This is a genomic window from Longivirga aurantiaca, from assembly GCF_042660085.1.
GTDB classification, from domain to species: domain Bacteria; phylum Actinomycetota; class Actinomycetes; order S36-B12; family CAIYMF01; genus Longivirga; species Longivirga aurantiaca.
Genome location: NZ_JBHSTI010000008.1, coordinates 1914385 through 1935386 on the forward strand (window position 1 = coordinate 1914385; position 21002 = coordinate 1935386).

Genomic DNA, 21002 nt, shown 5'->3' on the forward strand with positions numbered 1-21002 from the left:
GCCACCGGCCTCGCCGTCCTCATGGTGGGGCTCCTGACCACCGGGATCGGCTACGCAGCCGTGACCGGATCGGCAGAGGCCTCGGCGCCCACGGCGTCGCAGTCCCAGGTCGAGGAGGGCAAGAAGCTCTACCTCGAGGGGTGCGCGACCTGCCACGGCCTCGCCGCCCAGGGCGCGACCGACGGCCCCTCCCTCATCGGCGTCGGCGCGGCCGCCGTCGACTTCCAGGTGAGCACGGGCCGCATGCCGCTGGCAGTGCCGGCCAACCAGGCTCCGGCCAAGCCGTACTCCTACTCCGCGGAGGAGGTGGCCGCGCTCGCCGCGTTCGTCGCCTCCCTCGCCCCCGGGCCGGCCATCCCCACCGAGGCCGACCTCGACACCTCCGAGGCCAGCCTGGCCGAGGGCGGCGAGCTCTTCCGCACCAACTGCGCCCAGTGCCACAACTTCGCCGGCAAGGGCGGCGCGCTGTCCGAGGGCAAGTACGCACCGACCCTCATGGACTCCGACGCCAGGATCATCTGGGAGGCCATGGCCACCGGCCCCCAGAGCATGCCGAACTTCCCGGACACCACCATGCCGGCGGAGCAGAAGCAGGCGATCATCAAGTACATCGAGAACCTGCAGAGCGGTGACGCCCCTGGCGGCCTCGCGCTCGGCTCCTTCGGCCCCGTGACCGAGGGCGTGTTCATCTGGACGGCGGGCCTCGGCGCTCTGCTGGCTGCGGCCGTGTGGATCGGGGCGAAGGTTCGATGAGCGACACCACGAGCACCGACCTCGTCACCCACGGGCACGGCGAGGAGGCGCAGTTCCCGCTGCCGCCGCACCACCTGCGCATCACCGACACCGACCCGCGCGCCGCGCGCAGGGCCGAGCGCCAGGTCGCGATCATGTTCGCGCTCTCCGCGCTCCTCGTCATCGCCTTCGTCGTCGTCTACTTCACCGTGCCGGTGGAGAACTTCGTCAACCTCGGCCCCATCGGCATCGTCAACGCATCCAACCTGCTGCTCGGCCTCACGTTCGGCGGCGCGATCTTCCTGATCGGCGCCGGCGCCATCCACTGGGCCAAGAAGCTCATGGCCGACGAGGAGATCGCCGACGAGCGCCACCCCGTCGGCTCGCCGCAGGAGGACAAGGACGCTGCGCTCGAGGCGTTCCAGGCCGGTCTCGCCGAGTCGGGCTTCGCCGAGCGCAAGCTCGTGCGGCGCACGCTCATCGGCGCCCTCGCGCTCTTCCCGGTGCCGCTCATCATCTTCCTGAAGGACATGGGCCCGCCCCCGGGCACTGTGCTGCGCGAGACCGTGTGGAAGAAGGGCGACCGCATCGTCGTCGACGTGACGCTGCAGCCCATCCGCCCGGAGGACCTCCGCGTCGGCACGCTCGTCTCGGCGTCTCCCGAGGGGCTCACCGAGCTCCAGGAGGAGCAGGGCACGATGAACGCCCGCGCCAAGGCCTCGATCATCCTGGTGCGCATGCGCCCCGAGGAGATCCGGTCGCAGCAGAACGACGGCTGGGACTTCAACGGAATCCTGGCGTTCTCCAAGATCTGCACGCACGTGGGCTGCCCCATCGCCCTCTACCAGCAGCGCACGCACCACCTGCTGTGCCCCTGCCATCAGTCAACGTTCGATCTCGCCGACTCGGGCAACGTCGTGTTCGGACCTGCTGCGCGCCGCATGCCGCAGCTGCCCATCACCGTCGACGACGAGGGGTACCTGGTGGCCGCTGACGGCTTCCAGGAGCCCGTCGGCCCGAGCTTCTGGGAGCGTGGCGCATGAGCCTCATCGTGAAGGAGGCCGGCAAGGCCATCAGCCGTGCAGACGAGCGGGCCCCGATCAGCTCGCTGCTCAAGGCGAACATGCGCAAGATCTTCCCCGACCACTGGTCGTTCATGCTGGGTGAGATCGCGCTCTACTCGTTCATCATCCTGCTGCTCACCGGCGTCTACCTGACGATCTGGTTCAAGCCCTCGATGACCGAGATCGTCTACAACGGCTCGTACACCCCGCTCGTCGGCATCCACATGTCCGAGGCCTACGCCTCCACGCTGGACATCAGCTTCGACGTCCGCGGCGGCCTGCTCCTGCGCCAGATCCACCACTGGGCGGCGCTGTTCTTCATGGCCGCGATGATGGTCCACATGTTCCGGATCTTCTTCACCGGAGCGTTCCGCCGACCGCGCGAGTTCAACTGGGTCATCGGCGGATCGATGATCCTCATCGGCCTGCTCGAGGGCTTCGCCGGCTACTCGCTGCCGGACGACCTGCTGTCCGGCGTCGGGGTCCGCATCGTCGCGGGCATCGTCGAGTCGATCCCCGTGATCGGCACCTACCTGATGTTCTTCATCTTCGGTGGCGAGTTCCCGGGCAACGACTTCATCCCACGCCTGTACACGTTCCACGTGCTGCTCGTGCCAGGGATCCTGCTGGCCCTCATCGGCCTGCACCTGATCCTGATCTTCTACCACAAGCACACGCAGTACCCCGGGCCCGGCCGCACCAACTCCAACGTCGTCGGCTTCCCGCTCTTCCCGGTGTACGTCGCCAAGGCCGGTGGCTTCTTCTTCATCGTCTTCGGCGTCACCGCGCTGATGGGTGCGCTGGTCACGATCAACCCGATCTGGGCGTACGGCCCCTACGTGCCCGACCAGGTCACAGCAGGCTCGCAGCCCGACTGGTACATCGGATTCCTCGACGGCATGCTCCGCGCGATGCCGCCCTGGGAGACCGTCCTGTTCGGCCAGTGGACGATCAGCTGGAACGTGTTCATCCCAGCGGCGGTCATGCCGGGCATCCTCGTCGGGCTGCTCCTGGCCTACCCGTTCCTCGAGGCCTGGGTCACCGGCGACAAGCGCGAGCACCACCTGCTCGACCGCCCGCGCAACAACCCCACGCGCACGGCGATCGGCGTCATGGTCATCTCGTTCTACGGGATCCTGGTCATCAACGGTGCGAACGACGTCATCGCGATCACGTTCAACCTGTCGATCAACCAGCTGATCTGGTTCACCCGTATCGGGATCTTCATCATCCCGCCGCTGGCGTTCATCGCCACGCGGCGCTGGTGCCTGGCGCTGCAGCGGCGCGACCGCGACCTGCTGCTGCACGGTCGGGAGAGCGGCCAGATCCTGCGCCTCCCGCACGGCGAGTTCATCGAGATCCACACGCCGGTCTCGGACGACGTCAAGGCGGTCATCCTCTCCAAGGAGGACGTCGCGCCGATCGAGGCTCCCCCGGCCACCGACGAGAACGGCGTCAAGACGCCGGGCCTGCGCGGCAAGCGCTGGCGGGCCAAGCTGTCCCGGGCGTACTTCGGCGACAACGTCGCCAAGCCCTCGGCGGCCGAGCTCGAGGAGGCCGCGCACCACGGGCACGAGCTCCACGACCACGAGGTCGCCGAGCTCGAGGCGGCCGGCAAGCACGCACCGTCGACGCTCACGCCCGACTCGCACTGAGTCACCAGCACCATCGAAGGCCCGGTCCGCGAGGACCGGGCCTTCGTGCGTCGGCGGCCTGCACGCGCTGGCAGGCTGGTCCCGTGGACACCACCCCGCTCCCCCGCCCGGACGGCGACCCGGTCGCGCCGGAGCCCCGTCGGGTCGACACCGGCTGCCGTCGCGGCCACACCGGCCGCAGCGGGCCCGGCGAGAACCGCGAGCTGGGGCAGGTGCCCGGCCGCGTGTCGGCGTGGTTCGGCGCGGTGCTGCTGGCACTGGTCTGCGCGGCGCTGTGGGCCTGGCTGCCCGTCACCCGGCCGTGGCTGCCCGTGGTGCTCGGCACCTGGTACGTCGTCGTCCTCGCCGTCCAGGCCGCCCTGGGCCACCGGGGCACGTGCCTGGTCCGCCGCACCGGCCGGTGGTACTTCGGGCCCGCAGGGGCCCTCCTGGGCCCCTCCGAGGACTGACTCAGCCCGCGGCCACCGGCACTCGCCCCCTCCGAGCGCGCTGCCTCAGGCGAACGCCGAGCCCGCCTTCCACTCGTCGTACGGCGTGTTCCAGAGGCCGATGCCGTTCCACGGCTGCATCTCGCGGTTGCTGCCGGTGTAGACGACGACGTCGCCGATCCGGGATCGGTCGTAGAGCCACTTCGCGTTCGCGTCGCTCATGCCGGTGCAGCCGTGCGAGACGTTCTCCTTGCCCTGCTCGGCGACCGACCAGGGCGCGGCGTGGATGAACTCGCCGGAGTTGGTGAGCCGCATCGCCCACTTCACCTCGAGGCGGTAGTACTCGGGGTCGTTCACGAGCGTGCCGCCGGTGGAGGCGTCCATCAGGCGCGTGGGCTCCTTGGTGGAGATCACCTTCACGCCGCTGCGCGTGGTGAACCCCTCCTTCCCGGTGGTGATCGGGATCCGCTTCACGGTCTTGCCGTCACGGGTCACGCGCATCGTGTGCTTCTGGATGTCGACGTACGACACCATCGCGGCGCCGGTGGCGAAGGTCAGGGTGCGGTCGGCCTGGCCCCAGATCTTCGAGGTGAACCGCTGCCCTTTGAGCCGGGCGGTGACCGTGACAGTCGCGTGGCCGGGCCAGTACTCGGCGGGGCGGTAGCTGACGACGTTCGAGGAGTCCCAGCTCCAGGAGCCGTCGACCTTCTCGCCGTCCACGCGCACGGCGAGAGTGCGCTCGAACGCCCTGCGCGCGGAGTTGGTGGGCAGGCCCTGGTCGAGGGTGAGCCGGATCGGCAGGCCCACGCCGACCACAGCCCCCTCGCGCGGGCTCATCGTGAACCCGAGGAAGGAGGACGGCGCGACCGTCTGCAGGATCGTGGTGCTGCGGGTGGGGACGCCGACGCGGTCGACCGCCTCGGCCTCGACGGTGTACGACGAGTCGTAGTCGAGCTTGCCGCCCGCCACCATGAACGTGCGCCCGTCCACCGAGAGCACGCCCTCGACCGGCCCGTCCGGACCGACCACGCGCACCGCGGTGAGACGGCCGGCATCGGCCTTCACCACGAGCCGGGCAGCGGGGGCCACGGGCTCGCCGGTGGGCGCGGGGGTGATGACGATCGAGGCGGCCGAGGCGGGCTCGACCGAGCCCGCGCGGATCTGGAGGCCGCCGGCGCCGCAGCCGCTCAGCACGAGCGCAGTGGCCGTGCCGAGCACGACCAGCAGCGCCTTCGGGGCGCGCGAACCAGTGCTCACGTCACACCCCCGTCCGCTCCCGTGCTCAGGTCCTGCCCACAGTGTCGGCAGGCGCGGGCCGTCGGTCCACCTCTCCAGGATGACGGATGGGTGACGGTTGGCCCGTTCGGGGGTCCCGGGAGCACGACGAGGGGGCCGGACCCAGCTGGGTCCGGCCCCCTCGGGCAGTGCGGGGTGCTCAGTCGGCGAACTCGCCGACGTAGTACTCGAACACGAAGCCCACGATGCTGAGCAGGAGCAGGCCGACGCCCAGGATCAGCAGCCAGACGGCGAACACCAGGCCCATGACCGTGATGCCGGTGGCGATCGCGACGGCGATGGGCCACCACGAGTGCGGGCTGAAGAAGCCGTAGTCGGGCTCGGCGTCCTCGATGACGGCGAGCGGGTCGTCCTCGGGGCGGGTGCCCACGCGGCGAGCCGTGAAGAGCAGGTAGAAGCCGACGAGGAAGGCCAGACCGCCGGTCAGCGCGAGCGCCGTGGTGCCGACGATCTCCTTCGTGATGAACCAGTAGGCGATCGCGACCACGCCGAAGAAGGCGGTGCCGATCGCGAAGAGCGCGCCCTCGATCTTCACGACTCAACACCCTTCGACTCGGCGCCGACGAGCGCGTCGACGACCTGTGCGTGCCCGTGGTCGGCCAGCTCCGGGTGGTGCAGGTCGAACGCCGGGGACTCCGACCGGATGACCGGGATGGAGGTGAAGTTGTGCCGCGGAGGCGGGCAGGACGTCGCCCACTCGAGCGAGCGGCTCCAGCCCCACGGGTCGTCCTCGGTCACCCGCGGAGCGGTGCGGGCGGTCTTCCACACGTTGTAGAAGAACGGCAGCATCGAGATGGCCAGGATCGCCGACCCGACGGTGCTCACCACGTTGAGCTCGGTGAAGCCGTCCGACTCGAGGTAGTCCGCGTAGCGGCGGGGCATGCCCTCGGCGCCGAGCCAGTGCTGGACGAGGAACGTCGTGTGGAAGCCGACGAACAGCAGCCAGAAGTGCACCTTGCCGAGGCTCTCGTCGAGCATCTTGCCGGTCCACTTCGGCCACCAGAAGTAGAAGCCGGCGAACATCGCGAACACGACCGTGCCGAACACGACGTAGTGGAAGTGCGCCACCACGAAGTAGGAGTCGGACACCTGGAAGTCGACCGGCGGGGCCGAGAGCAGGATGCCCGTGAGACCGCCGAAGAGGAACGTGACGAGGAAGCCGAGGGTCCAGAGCATCGGCGTCTCGAACGAGACCGAGCCGCGCCACATCGTGCCGATCCAGTTGAAGAACTTCACACCGGTCGGGATCGCGATGAGCATCGTCATGAACGAGAAGAACGGCAGGTTGACCGCGCCGGTGACGTACATGTGGTGAGCCCACACCGCGACCGAGAGGGCGGCGATCGCCGCGGTGGCGAACACCAGGCCCTTGTAGCCGAAGATCGGCTTGCGGCTGAACACCGGGAGGATCTCCGAGGCGATGCCGAAGAACGGCAGCGCCAGGATGTAGACCTCGGGGTGCCCGAAGAACCAGAACAGGTGCTGCCACAGGATCGCGCCGCCGTTGGCGGCGTCGAACACCTGCGCGCCGAACATGCGGTCGGCCTCGAGCACCAGGAACGCTGCGGCGAGGACCGGGAAGGCCATCAGCACGAGGACGCTGGTGAAGAGCACGTTCCACGTGAAGATCGGCATGCGGAACATCGTCATGCCGGGCGCGCGCATGCAGAAGATCGTGGTGATGAAGTTGACCGCGCCGAGGATGGACCCGAGGCCACCGAGGGTGAAGCCGAGGATCCAGAGGTCGGAGCCGACGTTCGGCGAGTTGATCGCGTTCGACAGCGGCGTGTAGGCGAACCAGCCGAAGTCGGCGGCGCCGCCGGGGGTCAGGAAGCCGAAGCAGACGATCACGCCGCCGACGACGAAGAACCAGAAGGCGAGTGCGTTCAGGCGCGGGAAGGCGACGTCGGGGGCGCCGATCTGCAGCGGCATGAGCGCGTTGGCGAAGCCGGCGAACAGCGGCGTCGCGAACAGCAGCAGCATGATCGAGCCGTGCATCGTGAACAGCTGGTTGTACTGCGCGTTCGACACGATCTGCAGGCCCGGCTGCGCGAGCTCGGCGCGGATGACCAGGGCCATCACGCCGCCGAACACGAAGAACGAGAACGAGACGATCATGTACATGTAGCCGATGACCTTGTGGTCGGTGGAGGTGATCCACTTGACCAGCGTGCGGCCGAACTTGCGGCGCGAGGGATCGGTCGTCGTCATGCCCTCGGGGTCGGGCGCGGGCACGACCGGGCGGTCGTTGAGCAGCGTCACTGGGAACTCCCCGAGTCGTCGATGCGTCCGGTGTTGCCGCCGGCGTCACCGGTGGTGATGACGCGGCCGGTCTCGAGCGAGCCGCCCTGGCCGCGGGCCTTGAGCTCGGCGATGTGCGCGTCGTACTCGGCGCGCGAGACGACGCGGACGTTGAAGAGCATCCGCGAGTGGTCGGTGCCGCAGAGCTCGGCGCACTTGCCCGCGAACACGCCCTCCTTGTTCGGCGTGAGCTCGAACTGGTTGAGGCGGCCGGGCACGACGTCCATCTTGAAGAGGAACTGCGGCACCCAGAACGAGTGGATCACGTCGGGCGAGGTCAGCTCGAAGCGGGTGCGCTCGTTGACGGGGAGCCAGAGGTCGGCCGGCCTGGCCGGTGTGCCGACGTCGTACGCCCCCTCCTCGTAGTTGAAGCCCCAGTTCCACTTGAACCCGACGACGCCCACCGTGTTGGAGGGGTCGGGCGTGAGCTTGGTGAGCTCGGCCTGGTCGCGGGCGGTCACGACGAAGAGCGCGGCGATCATGACGGCCGGGGCCACCGTGTAGAGGATCTCGAGCGGCGCGTTGTAGCGCGTCTGCACCGGAGCGCCGGAGTTGGCCCGCTTCCGGTAGGCGATGATCGCCCAGAAGATCAGGCCCCAGGTCAGGACGCCGACCGCGAAGGCCGCGATCCAGGCGTTCTGCCAGAACGAGAGCAGGAGCGGCCCCTGCTCGGTGGCCGGCTCGGGGTAGCCGAGGCGACCCCATTCGGTGTCGGCGGAGCACCCTGCGGTGCCGGCCAGCACGAGGGCCGCGCCAGCGGCCAGTGCGACGCGGCGTGCCCGCGAGGGGCGCTGCGAGCGGGTCGAGCCCACGGATCGCCATCCCTTGGTGAGGTCGTGCCCCCCGGAACGACAGCGGGCCGCCGGGTGGGCGGCTCGCAGCGACCCGGGGGACGGGTCCGACGTACGCGCCGAGACTAGCGCAGCAACCCTCCGACGACCCCCTGGGGTGGGGCATTACCGTCAGGGCGTGGCGCAGCACCTGACCAGCGACGATACCGACGCGGGCGGACCTGCCGACGGTGTGAGGCAAGCCTCACCGAAGAAGTCGGCAGCACCCCCGCGCGGCTACCTCGACGCGGCCTCCGGCGAGCCCCTGCGGCCCGCCGCCAGGGCCGCGCTCGAGGCCGCCCTCGACCAGGGCTGGGCCGACCCGACGCGCCGGTACCACGACGCCCGGAGGGCCCGCCTGCTGCTCGACGCGGCCCGGGAGTCGGTCGCCGCGCACCTGGGCGCGCGCCCGGACGAGGTCTCGTTCACGGCGTCCGGCACCCAGGCAGCGCATCTCGGGGTCGCGGGCCTCGCCCACGGTCGCGTGCGCACCGGCGCCCGCGTCGTCGCGACGGCGGTCGAGCACTCGAGCGTCCTGCACGCGGCCCGCGCCGCGGGCGAGCCCGTGCTCGTGCCCGTCGACGCCCTCGGACGCCTCGATCTCGACGCGTTCGCCCGTGCCGTCGGCGGCGGGGGCGTGGCCCTCGCCGCCGTGCAGAGCGCGAACCACGAGGTCGGCACCCGTCAGCCCGTCGCCGCGGTGGCCGACCTCGCCCGCCAGCACGACGTGCCTCTGCTCGTCGACGCCGCCCTGTCGGTGGGCCGGGACGCCCTCCCCGGCGGGTGGTCCGTCCTCACCGCCAGCGCGCACAAGTGGGGAGGCCCTGCCGGCGTCGGCGTGCTCGCGGTGCGCACGGGCGTCCGCTGGCGGTCGCCCTCCCCCGACGACCCGCGCGAGGGCGGCCGCGTGCCGGGCTTCGTGCCGGTGCCGCTGGTGGTGGCTGCAGCAGCGGCCCTCGAGGCGGCCGAGTCCGAGCGCGCCGCCGAGGGCGTGCGGCTGCGTCGTCTCGTCGACGTCGTGCGCGCCCGTGTGCCGGAGCTCGTGCCGGACGTCGTCGTGCTCGGCGACCCCGCCGACCGGCTCCCGCACGTGGTCACGTTCTCCTGCCTGTACGTGGACGGCGAGTCGCTCCTCGACGGCCTCGACCGCGAGGGGTTCGCCGCCTCCTCCGGGTCGTCGTGCGTCGCCGACGCGCTCGAGCCGAGCCACGTCCTCGCCGCCATGGGCGCGCTCACGCAGGGCAACCTGCGGGTGTCGCTGCCTGCCGGGGTGCGTGAGGACGATGTCGCGCGGTTCCTGGAGGTGCTGCCTCGTGTCGTCGCGGACGTGCGTGCCACCCTGGGGGCGGAGGACCTGTGACCGACGCACCGGCGTACGACCGCATCGTGGACGAGCGGGGCAAGCGCTGCCCGATGCCCGTGATCTCCCTGGCGCGCAGGGTCTCTGTCGAGCCGGACGCCCGGCTCCTGCTCCTGGCCGACGATCCGGCGGCCGAGACCGACGTGCCCGCCTGGTGCGCCCTCCGCGGCCGCACGCTCGCCTGGGTGGGCGCCGCGCCCGACGGCGTGGGGCGCGGCTACCTCGTCATCCCCCGGAGCGACGACCCTCCGGAGCTGTGAAGGCGGGCGGCAGCGCGAGCGCCGCATCGAGCAGCTCGAGGTAGTCGAGCCGGTCGACCTCGACGACGCCCAGCGTGGCGAGGTGGTCCGTGCACCACTGGACGTCGAGCAGCCGCCCCGGGCCGGGCGCCGCGACGAGGGCGTCGACCAGTGCCACGAGCGCCACCTTCGACGCATCCCGCTCGCGGCTGAACATCGACTCGCCCGCGAACAGACCGCCGATCTCCACGCCGTACAGGCCGCCCACGAGGTCGCCCTCGGCTGTGCGCGTCTCGACCGAGTGCGCCCATCCGAGGCGGTGCAGCTCGACGTAGGCCTGCACGAACTGCTCGGTGATCCAGCCGGACGGCCGCCGGGGGTCGCCGCAGGCGCGCATGACCTCCTCGAACGCGGTGTCGACCGTGGTCGTGAAGCGCCGGCAGGACTTCCGCAGCGACCGGGTCACGCGCAGGCCGTCCAGCGGCAGCACCCCGCGCGGGTCGGGCGACCACCAGCCGAGGGGGCCGGCGCGGTCGAGCGGCATGGGGAACAGTCCGCTGCGGTACGCCGCGAGCAGCGTGCCGGGCTCGAGGTCGGCGCCGACTCCGAGCACCTCCTCGCCCGGCTCGCCGAGGGCAGGGTCCGGCAGGACCCATCCGGTCGGCGCCGGCTCCTCTCGGCTCACGGCCTCCCCCTCGTCGTCACGGCGTCAGGGGCGCGGGCACCGGATGTTGCTGCCGACCTCGTCCGCGGCCTCGGCGCCGTAGGTGCCGGCGAAGCGCGCGAGGAAGTGCTGCTGGGCGAGGTCGTACTCCTGGGTGCCCACCGTCTCGATGACGTACGTCGCGAGCAGCGACCCGATCTGGGCGCAGCGCTCGTGCGAGAGCCCCCAGGCGAGACCGGCGAGGAACCCGGCGCGGAACGCGTCGCCGACACCGGTCGGGTCGGCCTTGAGCTCCTCGGGCGGGCACGGCACGAACACCGTCTCCTCGCCCTTCACCTCCACGCGGGCGCCGTCCTTGCCGAGCGTGGTGACGCGAACGCCGACGCGGTGGAGCACCTCGTCGGATGTCCAGCCCGTCTTCTGCTCGATGAGGCCGGCCTCGTAGTCGTTGCTGAAGAGGTACGCCGCGCCGTCGACGAGCTGCTTGATGCCGTCGCCGTCGAGCCACGCGAGCTGCTGGCTGGGGTCGGCCACGAACGGGATCTCGCGGAAGCGGCACTCGTCGGTGTGCCGGGTCATCGCCTCGGGGTCGTTCGCCCCGACGAGGACGAGGTCGACGCCGCCGAGCCGGTCGGCGATCGGGCCGAGCTCGATCTCGCGCGCCTCGGACATCGCGCCGGGGTAGAACGACGCGATCTGGCACTGCTCGGTGTCCGTCGTGCACACGAACCGCGCGGTGTGACGGACGTCGGAGACCTTGACCGACGCGGTGTCGACGCCGTGCCGGTCGAGCCAGGACCGGTAGTCGGCGAAGTCCTGGCCGACGGCGCCCACGAGCGTCGGGCGCAGCCCGAGCACGGCCATGCCGAACGCGATGTTGGCGGCCACTCCCCCGCGCCGGACATCGAGGTCGTCGACGAGGAACGACAGCGAGACGCGGTCGAGCTTGTCGGCGACGAGCGAGTCGGAGAACTTGCCCGGGAAGGTCATGAGGTGGTCGGTCGCGATCGACCCCGTCACGCAGACGCGCACGGCCCCTCTTCTCTGTGGTGGTCGTGGGTGGGAGCTCGCGTTTCGGATGCGCAGAACCTTATCCGCCGCACGGAACCGCGATGCGGTGACCGGCGTCACAGCACCGTAGGACACCGGGGCGGCACCCGAGGGACGATGAGGTGCCACGGCAGGGAGGTACGGCGATGACCACCAGCACGGGCACCCGGCGCGCCGGGCGGTCATCCACCCGCAGCAGCTCGGCCCTCGCGGTCGGCGGCCTCGTGGCCGCCCTCGCCCTCGCCGCGTGCGGCACCGAGGTGGCGGGCGGCTCCGCCTCGGGCCTCGCCCCGCTGCGCATCGGTAGCGCGGCAGGCGCGCAGCCGGCCGCAGACTCCAGCGGCGGCAAGCTCGCCTCGGGCTGGACGCTCGACGGCACGCTCCCCGCCGGCCCCGGCAGCGGACCGGTGCTCCGGTTCACCGGCGCGCCCGGCGAGGACGACGTGCGCGCCCTGGCGGCCGCGCTCGGTCTCACGGCAGCGCCTGACAAGCGCGCGCACGGCTGGGTGGTCGACGGGCCCACCGGCGAGCTGCGCGTCCGCAGCGACGCCTCCGGCCAGTGGTCGTTCGCCCGCACCATCGACTGCCCGACGTACTACGTCGACGTGGACTCCAGCGACGGCAACACCGGCGTCTCCTGCGCGGTGGCCGAGTCTCCGGGCGCGGCGTCCGACCTTCCCCTGCTGACCGACGACGCGGCGCTCGCCGCGGCCGCCCCGGTGCTCGCAGCCGCGGGCGTCTCCGCCTCGCCGCGGGTGCTCGCCGGTGCGGGCGGGCAGAGCGGCACCGTGGCCGTCGTCGTCGCCGACCCGACCGTCGCCGACCTGCCCACCTCGGGCCTGCGCAGCGTCGTCGACGTCGACGCGCAGGGCGTGCTCGGAGCGACGGGCTGGCTCGGCGACCTCAGCACCGACGGCGACTACCCCGTCGTGTCGGCGCGGACGGCGTTCGACCGGCTCGACGCGATGCCGCGGGCGCTCGCCGACATCGGCTGCCCCGAGATCGCGCCCGGGCCGATGGAGTCGCCGGCCGACGACCCGATGCCCATCCCCTGCAAGGTCGATCCGCTCGTGATCACGGGCGCAACCTTCGGCCTCATGCTCAACTGGGAGGACCGGACCCCGATCCTCGTGCCGGCGTGGCTGTTCGACGTGACGGGCTGGGACGACCCCATGGCGCAGGTGGCTGTGGCCGACCAGTACCTCGCCGACCCGACGCCGCTCCCGGAGCCCTCGACCGGCACCGGCGGCGGCAGTGCCATCCCGCCCGACCCCGGCACCCCGGAGACCCCGGTGGCACCGCCGACCGAGGAGCCCGGCGTCGAGCCCGGTGGCAGCGGCGGCGGCAGCGACCCGTCCACGGGCCCCGGCGGAGGCGGCCAGCCGGGAGTCGAGACCCCCGCGGTGGAGAAAGCGTTCCTCGACACCAACGGCACCACGATGGCGCTGACCGGCTGGGGCGGCGTGTGCGCGGAGTACTCCGCCGTCGTCGACGAGAGCTCCACGACCGTGAAGGTGCAGATCGTCGGCCGCTCGACCCTCGGCCCCGACGAGGCGTGCATCGAGATCGCGCAGGAGCTCAAGGTGCTGGTCGAGCTCGACTCGCCGCTCGGCAGCCGCACTGTGGTCGACGCCACGACCGGTCTCCCCGTCCCCGTCACCCGCACCTGACCCCTCGCCGCCCACCCAGGTCGATCCGTGGTCTCCCGGGCTGGGAGACGACGGATCGATCAGGCTCGGCGAGGTGGGTGGACGACGAAGGGCCGCACCCTCGCGGGTGCGGCCCTTCGTGATGTCTGGCGGTCTAGCTGAACGAGTCGCCGCAGGCGCAGGATCCGCCGGCGTTCGGGTTGTCGATGGTGAAGCCCTGCTTCTCGATCGTGTCGACGAAGTCGACCGTGGCGCCGGTGAGGTACGGGGCGCTCATGCGGTCGGTGACGACCTTGACGGTGCCGAACTCCTTGACGATGTCGCCGTCGAGCGAGCGGTCGTCGAAGAAGAGCTGGTAGCGCAGGCCCGAGCAGCCACCGGGCTGGACGGCGACGCGCAGCGAGAGGTCCTCGCGGCCCTCCTGCGCGAGCAGGGCGGCCACCTTGGACGACGCGGTGTCGGTGAGCAGGATGCCGTCGGAGACGGGGGTCGAGGTCTCGATCGTGACGTCGGCGGTCATGCGGCGGTCCTCCGTGATGCGACTGGTCGTACCGGTACGTCAGGGCCAACCGGGCCACCCGGCGTCGTATTCCCGCCGGGTGAGGGCACCCTCACCGGACCCATGGTGCCATGCCGGGGGCCGGTCAGCCCGTTCCGCCCCAGGTGCGGGCCGCCCGCTCGGCCAGCGCGGCGAGATGGTCCGCCGGCCGGACGAACGCGTCCGACTCCGGGAGACCCCGCTCGCGCAGGTCGTCGACGACGGCGAATGCGCCGCTGACGCCCGTCGCGGCGTACTCCCGGCGTCCGACCTCGACCCTGCCCGCGAGCACGACGCAGGCCCGGCCGTGGGCGAGCGCAGCCTCCGCGACGCCCGCGACGACCTTGCCCCGCAGGCTCTGCCAGTCGAACGAGCCCTCCCCCGTCACCACGAGGTCGGCGTCGGCGGCCAGCGCCTCGAACCCGACCGTCTCCAGCACGGTCGCGATCCCGGGCACCCGGCTCGCGTCGAGGTGCAGCAGCCCGTAGCCGAGCCCGCCGGCGGCACCCGCACCGAGCGCGACGGCCGGGTCCTTGCCGTCGGGGCGCCGTCCGACCACCTCGACGAGGTGCTCGAGCGTGCCCTCGAGCTCCATCACCGCGCCGTCGTCCGCGCCCTTCTGCCGGGCGAACCCGTTGGCCGCCCCGCGCAGGCCGAGCAGGGGGTTGTCGACGTCCGACGCCAGGAAGAGCTCGACGCCGTGGACGGACGCCCGGGCAGGAGCGAGGTCGACCGACAGCACCGACCGCAGGGCGGAGGCCCCCTCGGCCAGCAGCGCGGTCACGTCGTTGCCCTCGGCGCCCTCGGCGGTGGCGCCGAGAGCGGCCAGCATGCCGATGCCGGCGTCGTTCGTCGCACTGCCGCCGAGCCCGACGACCACCCGCGACACGCCCTCGCGCACCGCGGCGGCGATGAGCTCGCCCACGCCGTACGTCGTGGCGCGCACGGGATCGCGGAGCTCGACCGGCACGAGGTGCAGACCGCAGGCCTCCGCGGACTCGACGTACGCCGTGCCGCCCACCACGAGGATCGACGCGTCCACCGGCAGGCCGAGCGGGCCGGTGACCTCGAGCCGGACGCGGCGGCCGCCGAGCGCCGCGGCGAGCGCGTCGAGGAAGCCGGGTCCGCCGTCCGCCAGGGGCAGCTGGGTGATCTCGTCGTGGGGCGCGGTGCGCAGCCACCCGGCGGTGATGGCGGCGGCCGCCTCGACCGCGGAGAGGGTGCCGGCGAACTTGTCGGGCGCGACGAGGACCTTCACGCGATCGACCGTACCGGGGCGGAAGCAGCGAGTCGTCGGCGGTGTTGAGGAGTGCAGCGGATCGGGCGGCGCCCCGCACCGGCCGAGGCACGTCTGGGAGGATGACCCCGTGAGCACCGAGAGCTTCGTAGAGCCCACCCCGACCCCGCTCGCCCTCCTCCTGCTCGGCCGCGGCGCCGACCCGGACTCCGAGCGCGGCGTCGAGTGCCCGGGCGACCTCCCCGCCGCCAGCGACCCCGGCCTCGTGGACCGCGCCCGTGCGGCCAAGGCTGCGCTCGGCGACCGCGTGTTCGTCCTCGGTCACCACTACCAGCGCGACGAGGTGATCCAGTTCGCCGACGTCACCGGCGACTCGTTCAAGCTCGCCCGCGACGCCGCGGCCCGCCCCGACGCCGAGTTCGTCGTCTTCTGCGGCGTGCACTTCATGGCCGAGAGCGCGGACATCCTCACCGGGCCGGACCAGGCCGTGATCCTCCCCGACCTCGCCGCGGGCTGCTCGATGGCGGACATGGCCGCGATCGGGCAGGTCGAGGACGCGTGGGACGTGCTCGCCGACGCCGGCATCACCGACGTGACGATCCCGATCACTTACATGAACTCCACCGCCGCGATCAAGGCGTTCACCGGTCGCAACCGCGGTGCCGTGTGCACGTCGTCCAACGCGCAGCGTGCGCTCGAGTGGGCCTTCGAGCAGGGCGAGAAGGTCTTCTTCCTGCCCGATCAGCACCTCGGCCGCAACACCGCGGTGCTCGAGCTCGGGCTCTCGCTCGACGACTGCGTGCTCTACGACCCGCACAAGCCGCAGGGCGGCCTCACCGCCGACGAGCTGCGCGCCGCGAAGGTGATCCTCTGGAAGGGCCACTGCTCGGTGCACGGCCGCTTCGCCCTCGAGTCCGTCGTCGACGTCCGCGAGCGCATCCCCGGCGTCAACGTGCTCGTGCACCCCGAGTGCAAGCACGAGGTGGTCACCGCCGCCGACTACGTGGGCTCGACCGAGTTCATCATCAAGACCCTCGACGCCGCCCCCGCGGGCAGCGCCTGGGCGATCGGCACCGAGCTCAACCTCGTGAAGCGCCTCGCCCTCGCGCACCCCGACAAGCAGGTGGTCTTCCTCGACAAGACCGTCTGCTTCTGCGCGACGATGAACCGCATCGACCTGCCGCACCTGGTGTGGGCGCTCGAGAACCTCGTCGAGGGCAACGTCGTCAACCGGATCGAGGTCGATCCGGACGTGGCGCACTGGGCCAAGGTCGCGCTCGACCGCATGCTCGCGCTGCCCGGCGTCGGCGCAACCCCCGCTCACGCCCAGGACTGACCCGCAGCTCTCACGTCATGATTGCCGCCTTTGTTCGGCTCTATTGGATGAAGGTCGCCTTCATCCAATAGAGCCGAACAAATCCGGCCTTCATCAAGACGCGCTGCTAGAGGCCGGGGGCGCCCCAGACGGCGAACCAGCGGCCGGTGTCGCGCTCCATGCGCAGGTCGTCCGCCAGCAGGTCGCGCAGCTGGATCTCGAGCAGGTTGTCGCGCTGCTGCACGGGCGCGCCCTCGATCGTCCGGCCGGTGCCCACCATCGGCGCGAACGGGTAGAACGTGCCCTGCTTGAAGAGGTACACGAGCCCGAGCGTGCGGGCGCCGTCGGTGAACGTGACCAGCGAGCACAGCAGCGTCGAGCCGAAGCCGGAGTCCTGCAGCGTCGTGTTGACCGCGTGCAGGTCGGTCACGAGCGACGACACGTCCGGCGGGTCGGTGCGTACGACGAGCCACGTGTAGCCGTACGAGTCGACGTCCACCTCCACCTTCGGCCCGCCGCCGGCGTCGAGCAGCTGCTGCACCTCGGCCTGGATGTCGGCGAAGGCGCGCCCCTCGGGCGCGCGGAACGCGACGGCTCCGGACCCGACGGCGTGGAACCCCAACGAGGCCTCGAGCGTGACGGCCGCCGACGGCAGCCCGAAGAGGTTGTCGAGGTCGGGCTTGGCCGGCTTGCTGCGCCCGAGGATCGAGTCGAACAGTCCCATGCCCCCACTCTCCCCCATCCGTCGGCGCGGCACAGTTCGGCGTGCGCCGGGACGCGCACGGCTCGGGTCCGTCCCCGGCGGCGGCGCCGGCGTCGGTGATACTTCCTACGTGAAGCGCATCCTTCCCGTGACCGTGGCGATGTCCGTCCTGCTGCTCACCGCCTGCGCATCGGGATCGGCCGACCTCGGCACCTCCGCGACGCCGGCCGCGTCGTCGTCGCAGGAGTCGGGGGCACCGAGCACGGCACCGGCCGCGGGCACCGTGGTCACCGGCGAGCGCACGTACTCCGGGCTGGCGCAGGACCACGTCGACGGCACGGTCGACTACCCGCAGTCCCCGCCGGTCGGCGGGGCGCACAGCCCGGTGTGGGCCGCCTGCGACGGACGGGTCTACGACGCGGCGATCCCGAACGAGAAGGCGGTGCACTCGCTCGAGCACGGCGCGGTCTGGGTCACCTGGGCGCCGACGCTCGCACCCGCGGACGCGGAGACGCTGCACGCGCTGATCGAGGGCGTGGACTACCGCCTCGGCTCGCCCTACCCGGGCCTCACGGCCACGATCACCGTCACGGCGTGGGGCCACCAGATGGACGCCGACAGCGTCGACGACCCGCGGATCGCGACCTTCCTGGAGGCGTACACCAACGGCCCCCAGACCCCCGAGCCCGGCGCGACCTGCGCCGACCCCACCGGCGCCAGCCCGGACGTGCACTCGGGCTGAGAGGTCAGCGCTGGCCGAGCTGGGCGGCGACCTTGGCGAGCTCCTCGAGGCGCTTCTCCAGGGGCGGGTGCGTCATGAAGAGCGACGACAGCGACGCCTTGCTGGTGACGGCCGGGGCGAAGGCGAACGCCGACACCGCCTCCATCGACCGCAGGTCGCGGTCGGGGATCGAGGCGATGTCGCCGGAGATCTTGGTCAACGCCGACGCCAGCGCGCTCGGACGCCCGGTGAGCAGCGCGCCCGTGCGGTCGGCCGACAGCTCGCGGTAGCGCGAGAGCGCACGCGTGAGCAGGAACGACACGACGTACACGACGATCGACACCACGAACACGGCCAGCGCCATGAGCGCGGCGTTCTGGTCGCGGTTGTTGCGGCCCATGCCGCTCCACATGACCATGCGCGTGAGCAGGCCGGCGACGATGCCCGCGAACGACGCGACCGTCATCACCGTGACGTCGCGGTGGGCGATGTGCGAGAGCTCGTGCGACAGCACGCCCTCGAGCTCGTCGGCCTCGAGGCGGCGCACGATGCCCGTGGTGACGCAGACGACCGAGCGGCTCGGTGTGCGGCCGGTGGCGAACGCGTTCGGCACGTCGGTGTCGGCGATCGCGATGCGCGGCTTGGGCATGTCGGCCATCGCGCAGAGGCGGTCGACCATCGCGTGCAGCTGCGGAGCCTGCTCCGGCGTGACGACTTTGGCGCGCATGGCTGCCAGCGCCATGGTGTCCGAGAAGTACCACTGCCCGAACAGCATGACCCCGGAGACCACCAGCACGAAGAGAGCGCTGAAGCCGAGCGCGATGAGGGCGGCGGCGAGCACGACGTAGAGCAGGCCCAGCCCGAACACCGTCCCGACCATCCGTCGGGTCAGTCCCTTGTCGCTGGCGTACCGCGTGGCGGCCACAGCCGTCATCCTCCTTCGTCGTCGTACCGGGTAGGTCCCTGCAGGTGGAACGCGAACGGGCCGGGGATACGTTCCCCGGCCCGCGCGACGTACATCGAACTCACGGCCGGATCAGTCCGGCACGAGGCCTTCCTCGGTGAGCATGCTGCGGATGTCGTCCTCGCTCGCGTCGGCGAACGGCAGGATCACGTCGGACTCGCGGGCCTCGTGGTCCGGCGGCCGTACGCCGTTCGTGCGGACGAAGTCGAGCAGCGCGTCGAGCGCCGGCGTGACGTCGGGCTCGGGCGACCTGAGCGCCGACTCGAGCTCGGCGTCGAGGCGGTTGAGCTCGGCAAGAGCGGACTCGGGCATCTCGTACTGGCCCTCGCCCAGGATGCGGATGAGCACGTGCCTACCCCTCTCGGGACGTGACGACGATGGATCAGGCCTGCGGCTTGTCGGCCGACTCGATGGCGGGAGCAGGGGCGGCGCCGCTGATCTCGCCCTTCATCGCGGCGAGCTGAGCCTCGACGTCGTTGCCGCTCGCCATGCGCTCGAGCTCGAGCGTGATGGAGTCCTTGCTGGTACCGGTCGGGTCGTCGAGCGCGCCGGAGGCAAGGAGCTCGTCGATGGCCTGGCCGCGCGCCTGCATCTGCGCGGTCTTGTCCTCGGCGCGCTGGATCGCGAGGCCGACGTCGCCGAGCTCCTCGCTGATGCCCGAGAAGGCCTCGTTGATCTTGGTCTGCGCCTCGGCGGCGGAGTACGTCGCCTTGATCGTCTCCTTCTTCGTGCGGAAGGACTCGACCTTGGCCTGCAGGCGCTGGCTGGCCTGGATCAGCTTCTCCTCCTGGTCCTGCAGCCCGACGAGCTGGGTCTGCAGGTCCGCGATCTGGGTGGTCAGCCCGGAGCGGCGCATGAGGGCCTCGCGGGCGAGGTCCTCCCGGCCGCCGGCGAGGGCGGCCTTGGCCTGGCCCTCGAGCTTGGTGCTCTGCTGCTCGAGCTGGGTGATCTGCAGCTCGAGGCGCTTGCGGCTGGTCGCCACGTCGGCCACGCCACGGCGCACCTTCTGGAGCAGCTCGAGCTGCTTCTCGTAGGAGTAGTCCAGCGTCTCGCGCGGGTCCTCGGCCTTGTCCAGGGCCTTGTTCGCCTTGGACTTGAAGATCAGGGTGAAGCGCTGCCAGAGGCCCATCGTGGGCGTCCCTTCCTCGAAACGACGACGTACGCGTCCTGCCGGTGGCGACGTGCGACGCCCCGGGGGGTTCCCAACCTATCGGCCCGTGCGCGGCCTGTCCCCCGGTCGCGCCCCGGGCGCCCGCCCGGATGCGCTGAGTAGCGGCCCGGGGGATCTGAGTAGTCGCTACCCATCCCCCGGGGCGCCGATCTCCCGAGACTCGTCCACGAGCGGCCCCACCGGGGGCCACGCCAGGACCAAGGAGAACCCCGATGACCAGCACCCTGCGCCGCGTGAGCGCCGCCCTGGTGACCAGCGCCGCCCTCGTGGCGGGCACCCTCGGCCTCGCCGCCCCCGCCGAGGCCGCCAGCCTCTGCGCCACCGACTGCATCTCGTACGCGCCGGTCTCGGCCGACACCAGGACCGTCCGGGCCAGCGTCGTCACCACCGGCTACGTGAACGTGACCGCCGAGGTGTGGGCGGCGGACAAGTCGGCCCGCGTCTCGTACATGGTCGACGGCCAGACCGAGACCTGGACGAGCTCCTGGACCTTCACCAGCACGGGCGGCCTGAAGCAGAACACGACCTACGCCGTGAAGCTCGTCGCCAAGGACATGCTCGGCAAGACCTGGACCGAGTGGCGCTCGGTGCGCGTCAAGCAGCGCACCGCCACCTGGCACATCACGAAGATCAACCTCGCCGACGACAGCGACTACGCCGGGGCGGGCGAGTTCAAGGCCGGCTGGAAGGCAGGCACGACGGTCAAGTCGCCGCTCTGGAGCGGCTGGCAGTCCAAGTCCTCGGGCGGCTCCTGGACGCTCTCGTCCAGCAACGCGGCAGCCACGATCGTGCGCGTCGGCGAGACCTCGAGCCCGAAGGTCTTCCTCGAGCTCCTCGACGACGACACCGACATCGGCGACTTCGGCTGCGGCACCGGCTTCGCGCCGAGCTGGGACTGGGGCACGAACAGCTGCGCCGACTGGGCCACCGCCGGGGCCTACGTGAACCTCCCCGAGACCTCCGCGACCACGAGCTTCACCCTGTACGTCGCCAAGACGGCGCCGGTGAAGTTCACCGTCCAGGGGTACGTCGTCACCACGGTGTCCTGACGCCCGCGCACCCCGGCAGGCCCTCGCTCCCCGGAG

22 protein-coding genes are annotated in these 21002 nt (G+C 71.6%); 10 read left to right on the forward strand and 12 right to left on the reverse strand.

The genetic code is table 11. The features are described 5' to 3' along the window. Positions 1–21 precede the first annotated feature (21 nt). From qcrC to ACFQGU_RS13090, 4 genes are all read left to right on the forward strand, one after another. Positions 22–753, forward strand: a complete 732-nt coding sequence (gene qcrC / locus ACFQGU_RS13075) for a cytochrome bc1 complex diheme cytochrome c subunit (protein ID WP_386768285.1) — start codon at positions 22–24, stop codon at positions 751–753. Continuing rightward, positions 750–1775 (forward strand): cytochrome bc1 complex Rieske iron-sulfur subunit, encoded by a 1026-nt coding sequence (qcrA, locus tag ACFQGU_RS13080; protein ID WP_386767353.1) that lies wholly within the window; start codon positions 750–752, stop codon positions 1773–1775. Before qcrC ends, qcrA begins: the two co-directional genes overlap by 4 nt. After that, entirely contained in the window at positions 1772–3451 is a 1680-nt protein-coding gene (gene qcrB, locus ACFQGU_RS13085; protein WP_386767355.1) for a cytochrome bc1 complex cytochrome b subunit, read from the forward strand. Before qcrA ends, qcrB begins: the two co-directional genes overlap by 4 nt. 83 nt (positions 3452–3534) lie before the next feature. Continuing rightward, positions 3535–3900 (forward strand): hypothetical protein, encoded by a 366-nt coding sequence (locus ACFQGU_RS13090; protein ID WP_386767357.1) that lies wholly within the window; start codon positions 3535–3537, stop codon positions 3898–3900. 45 nt (positions 3901–3945) lie between these two features. Here the strand turns inward: ACFQGU_RS13090 and ACFQGU_RS13095 are convergent, their stop codons facing one another. The 4 genes from ACFQGU_RS13095 to ctaC form a co-directional block, all read right to left on the reverse strand. Continuing rightward, positions 3946–5136 carry a L,D-transpeptidase gene (locus ACFQGU_RS13095; RefSeq protein ID WP_386767359.1) on the reverse strand — a complete coding sequence of 397 codons (1191 nt, stop codon included), beginning with the start codon at positions 5134–5136 and terminating at the stop codon, positions 3946–3948. 178 nt (positions 5137–5314) lie between these two features. Continuing rightward, complete coding sequence (locus ACFQGU_RS13100) at positions 5315–5710, reverse strand: cytochrome c oxidase subunit 4 (protein WP_386767361.1); 396 nt, start codon at positions 5708–5710, stop codon at positions 5315–5317. Further along, complete coding sequence (gene ctaD / locus ACFQGU_RS13105; RefSeq protein ID WP_386767363.1) at positions 5707–7437, reverse strand: aa3-type cytochrome oxidase subunit I; 1731 nt, start codon at positions 7435–7437, stop codon at positions 5707–5709. The genes ACFQGU_RS13100 and ctaD overlap by 4 nt, the downstream gene beginning before the upstream one ends. Further along, complete coding sequence (gene ctaC / locus ACFQGU_RS13110) at positions 7434–8288, reverse strand: aa3-type cytochrome oxidase subunit II (RefSeq protein WP_386767365.1); 855 nt, start codon at positions 8286–8288, stop codon at positions 7434–7436. Before ctaC ends, ctaD begins: the two co-directional genes overlap by 4 nt. A 157-nt stretch (positions 8289–8445) precedes the next feature. On the opposite strand from ctaC, the gene ACFQGU_RS13115 reads away from it, so the two are divergent. Both ACFQGU_RS13115 and ACFQGU_RS13120 read left to right on the forward strand, forming a co-directional pair. Beyond that, positions 8446–9666, forward strand: a complete 1221-nt coding sequence (locus ACFQGU_RS13115; protein WP_386767367.1) for a cysteine desulfurase family protein — start codon at positions 8446–8448, stop codon at positions 9664–9666. Between the two features lie 53 nt (positions 9667–9719). Beyond that, positions 9720–9926, forward strand: a complete 207-nt coding sequence (locus ACFQGU_RS13120; RefSeq protein WP_386768287.1) for a sulfurtransferase TusA family protein — start codon at positions 9720–9722, stop codon at positions 9924–9926. Here ACFQGU_RS13120 and aat read toward each other — a convergent pair. Beyond that, positions 9892–10590 (reverse strand): leucyl/phenylalanyl-tRNA--protein transferase, encoded by a 699-nt coding sequence (gene aat, locus ACFQGU_RS13125; protein WP_386767369.1) that lies wholly within the window; start codon positions 10588–10590, stop codon positions 9892–9894. The genes ACFQGU_RS13120 and aat overlap by 35 nt on opposite strands. Before the next feature lie 24 nt (positions 10591–10614). Beyond that, on the reverse strand, positions 10615–11601 hold the full coding sequence (locus ACFQGU_RS13130; protein ID WP_386767371.1) for a carbohydrate kinase family protein: 987 nt from the start codon (positions 11599–11601) through the stop codon (positions 10615–10617). Between the two features lie 164 nt (positions 11602–11765). Between ACFQGU_RS13130 and ACFQGU_RS13135 the strand changes: the two genes are divergently transcribed. Beyond that, positions 11766–13289 (forward strand): hypothetical protein, encoded by a 1524-nt coding sequence (locus ACFQGU_RS13135; RefSeq protein WP_386767373.1) that lies wholly within the window; start codon positions 11766–11768, stop codon positions 13287–13289. 133 nt (positions 13290–13422) lie between these two features. Here ACFQGU_RS13135 and ACFQGU_RS13140 read toward each other — a convergent pair whose 3' ends face one another. Beyond that, entirely contained in the window at positions 13423–13788 is a 366-nt protein-coding gene (locus tag ACFQGU_RS13140; RefSeq protein ID WP_386767374.1) for a HesB/IscA family protein, read from the reverse strand. A 124-nt stretch (positions 13789–13912) separates the two neighbouring features. After that, complete coding sequence (locus tag ACFQGU_RS13145) at positions 13913–15064, reverse strand: glycerate kinase family protein (protein ID WP_386767376.1); 1152 nt, start codon at positions 15062–15064, stop codon at positions 13913–13915. Between the two features lie 109 nt (positions 15065–15173). Between ACFQGU_RS13145 and nadA the strand changes: the two genes are divergently transcribed. Further along, positions 15174–16379 (forward strand): quinolinate synthase NadA, encoded by a 1206-nt coding sequence (gene nadA / locus ACFQGU_RS13150; protein ID WP_386767378.1) that lies wholly within the window; start codon positions 15174–15176, stop codon positions 16377–16379. 106 nt (positions 16380–16485) lie between these two features. Here the strand turns inward: nadA and pspAB are convergent, their stop codons facing one another. Further along, on the reverse strand, positions 16486–17082 hold the full coding sequence (gene pspAB, locus ACFQGU_RS13155; protein WP_386767380.1) for a PspA-associated protein PspAB: 597 nt from the start codon (positions 17080–17082) through the stop codon (positions 16486–16488). A gap of 109 nt (positions 17083–17191) precedes the next feature. Between pspAB and ACFQGU_RS13160 the strand changes: the two genes are divergently transcribed. Then, positions 17192–17803 (forward strand): DUF3105 domain-containing protein, encoded by a 612-nt coding sequence (locus tag ACFQGU_RS13160; protein ID WP_386767382.1) that lies wholly within the window; start codon positions 17192–17194, stop codon positions 17801–17803. Between the two features lie 4 nt (positions 17804–17807). Here the strand turns inward: ACFQGU_RS13160 and htpX are convergent, their stop codons facing one another. From htpX to ACFQGU_RS13175, 3 genes are all read right to left on the reverse strand, one after another. Further along, a complete protein-coding gene (gene htpX / locus ACFQGU_RS13165) occupies positions 17808–18707 on the reverse strand; it encodes a zinc metalloprotease HtpX (protein ID WP_386767384.1) in 900 nt (299 codons plus the stop codon). 111 nt (positions 18708–18818) lie between these two features. Further along, positions 18819–19094 (reverse strand): PspA-associated protein PspAA, encoded by a 276-nt coding sequence (pspAA, locus tag ACFQGU_RS13170; protein WP_386767386.1) that lies wholly within the window; start codon positions 19092–19094, stop codon positions 18819–18821. A 34-nt stretch (positions 19095–19128) separates the two neighbouring features. Beyond that, entirely contained in the window at positions 19129–19875 is a 747-nt protein-coding gene (locus ACFQGU_RS13175) for a PspA/IM30 family protein (RefSeq protein ID WP_386767388.1), read from the reverse strand. Between the two features lie 254 nt (positions 19876–20129). Here ACFQGU_RS13175 and ACFQGU_RS13180 point away from each other — a divergent pair, with 254 nt between their 5' ends. Then, entirely contained in the window at positions 20130–20966 is an 837-nt protein-coding gene (locus ACFQGU_RS13180) for a hypothetical protein (RefSeq protein WP_386767390.1), read from the forward strand. The last annotated feature ends 36 nt before the right edge of the window (positions 20967–21002 follow it).

Bases quoted from the DNA above. Each gene is read 5' to 3' on its own strand.
- qcrB (WP_386767355.1), top strand. From the start codon at position 1,772: ATGAGCCTCATCGTGAAGGAGGCCGGCAAGGCCATCAGCCGTGCAGAC.
- ACFQGU_RS13180 (WP_386767390.1), top strand. From the start codon at position 20,130: ATGACCAGCACCCTGCGCCGCGTGAGCGCCGCCCTGGTGACCAGCGCC.
- qcrC (WP_386768285.1), top strand. From the start codon at position 22: ATGGTGGGGCTCCTGACCACCGGGATCGGCTACGCAGCCGTGACCGGA.
- ACFQGU_RS13140 (WP_386767374.1), bottom strand. From the start codon at position 13,788: ATGACCGCCGACGTCACGATCGAGACCTCGACCCCCGTCTCCGACGGC.
- ACFQGU_RS13120 (WP_386768287.1), top strand. From the start codon at position 9,720: ATGCCCGTGATCTCCCTGGCGCGCAGGGTCTCTGTCGAGCCGGACGCC.
- ACFQGU_RS13175 (WP_386767388.1), bottom strand. From the start codon at position 19,875: ATGGGCCTCTGGCAGCGCTTCACCCTGATCTTCAAGTCCAAGGCGAAC.
- pspAB (WP_386767380.1), bottom strand. From the start codon at position 17,082: ATGGGACTGTTCGACTCGATCCTCGGGCGCAGCAAGCCGGCCAAGCCC.
- qcrA (WP_386767353.1), top strand. From the start codon at position 750: ATGAGCGACACCACGAGCACCGACCTCGTCACCCACGGGCACGGCGAG.
- ACFQGU_RS13135 (WP_386767373.1), top strand. From the start codon at position 11,766: ATGACCACCAGCACGGGCACCCGGCGCGCCGGGCGGTCATCCACCCGC.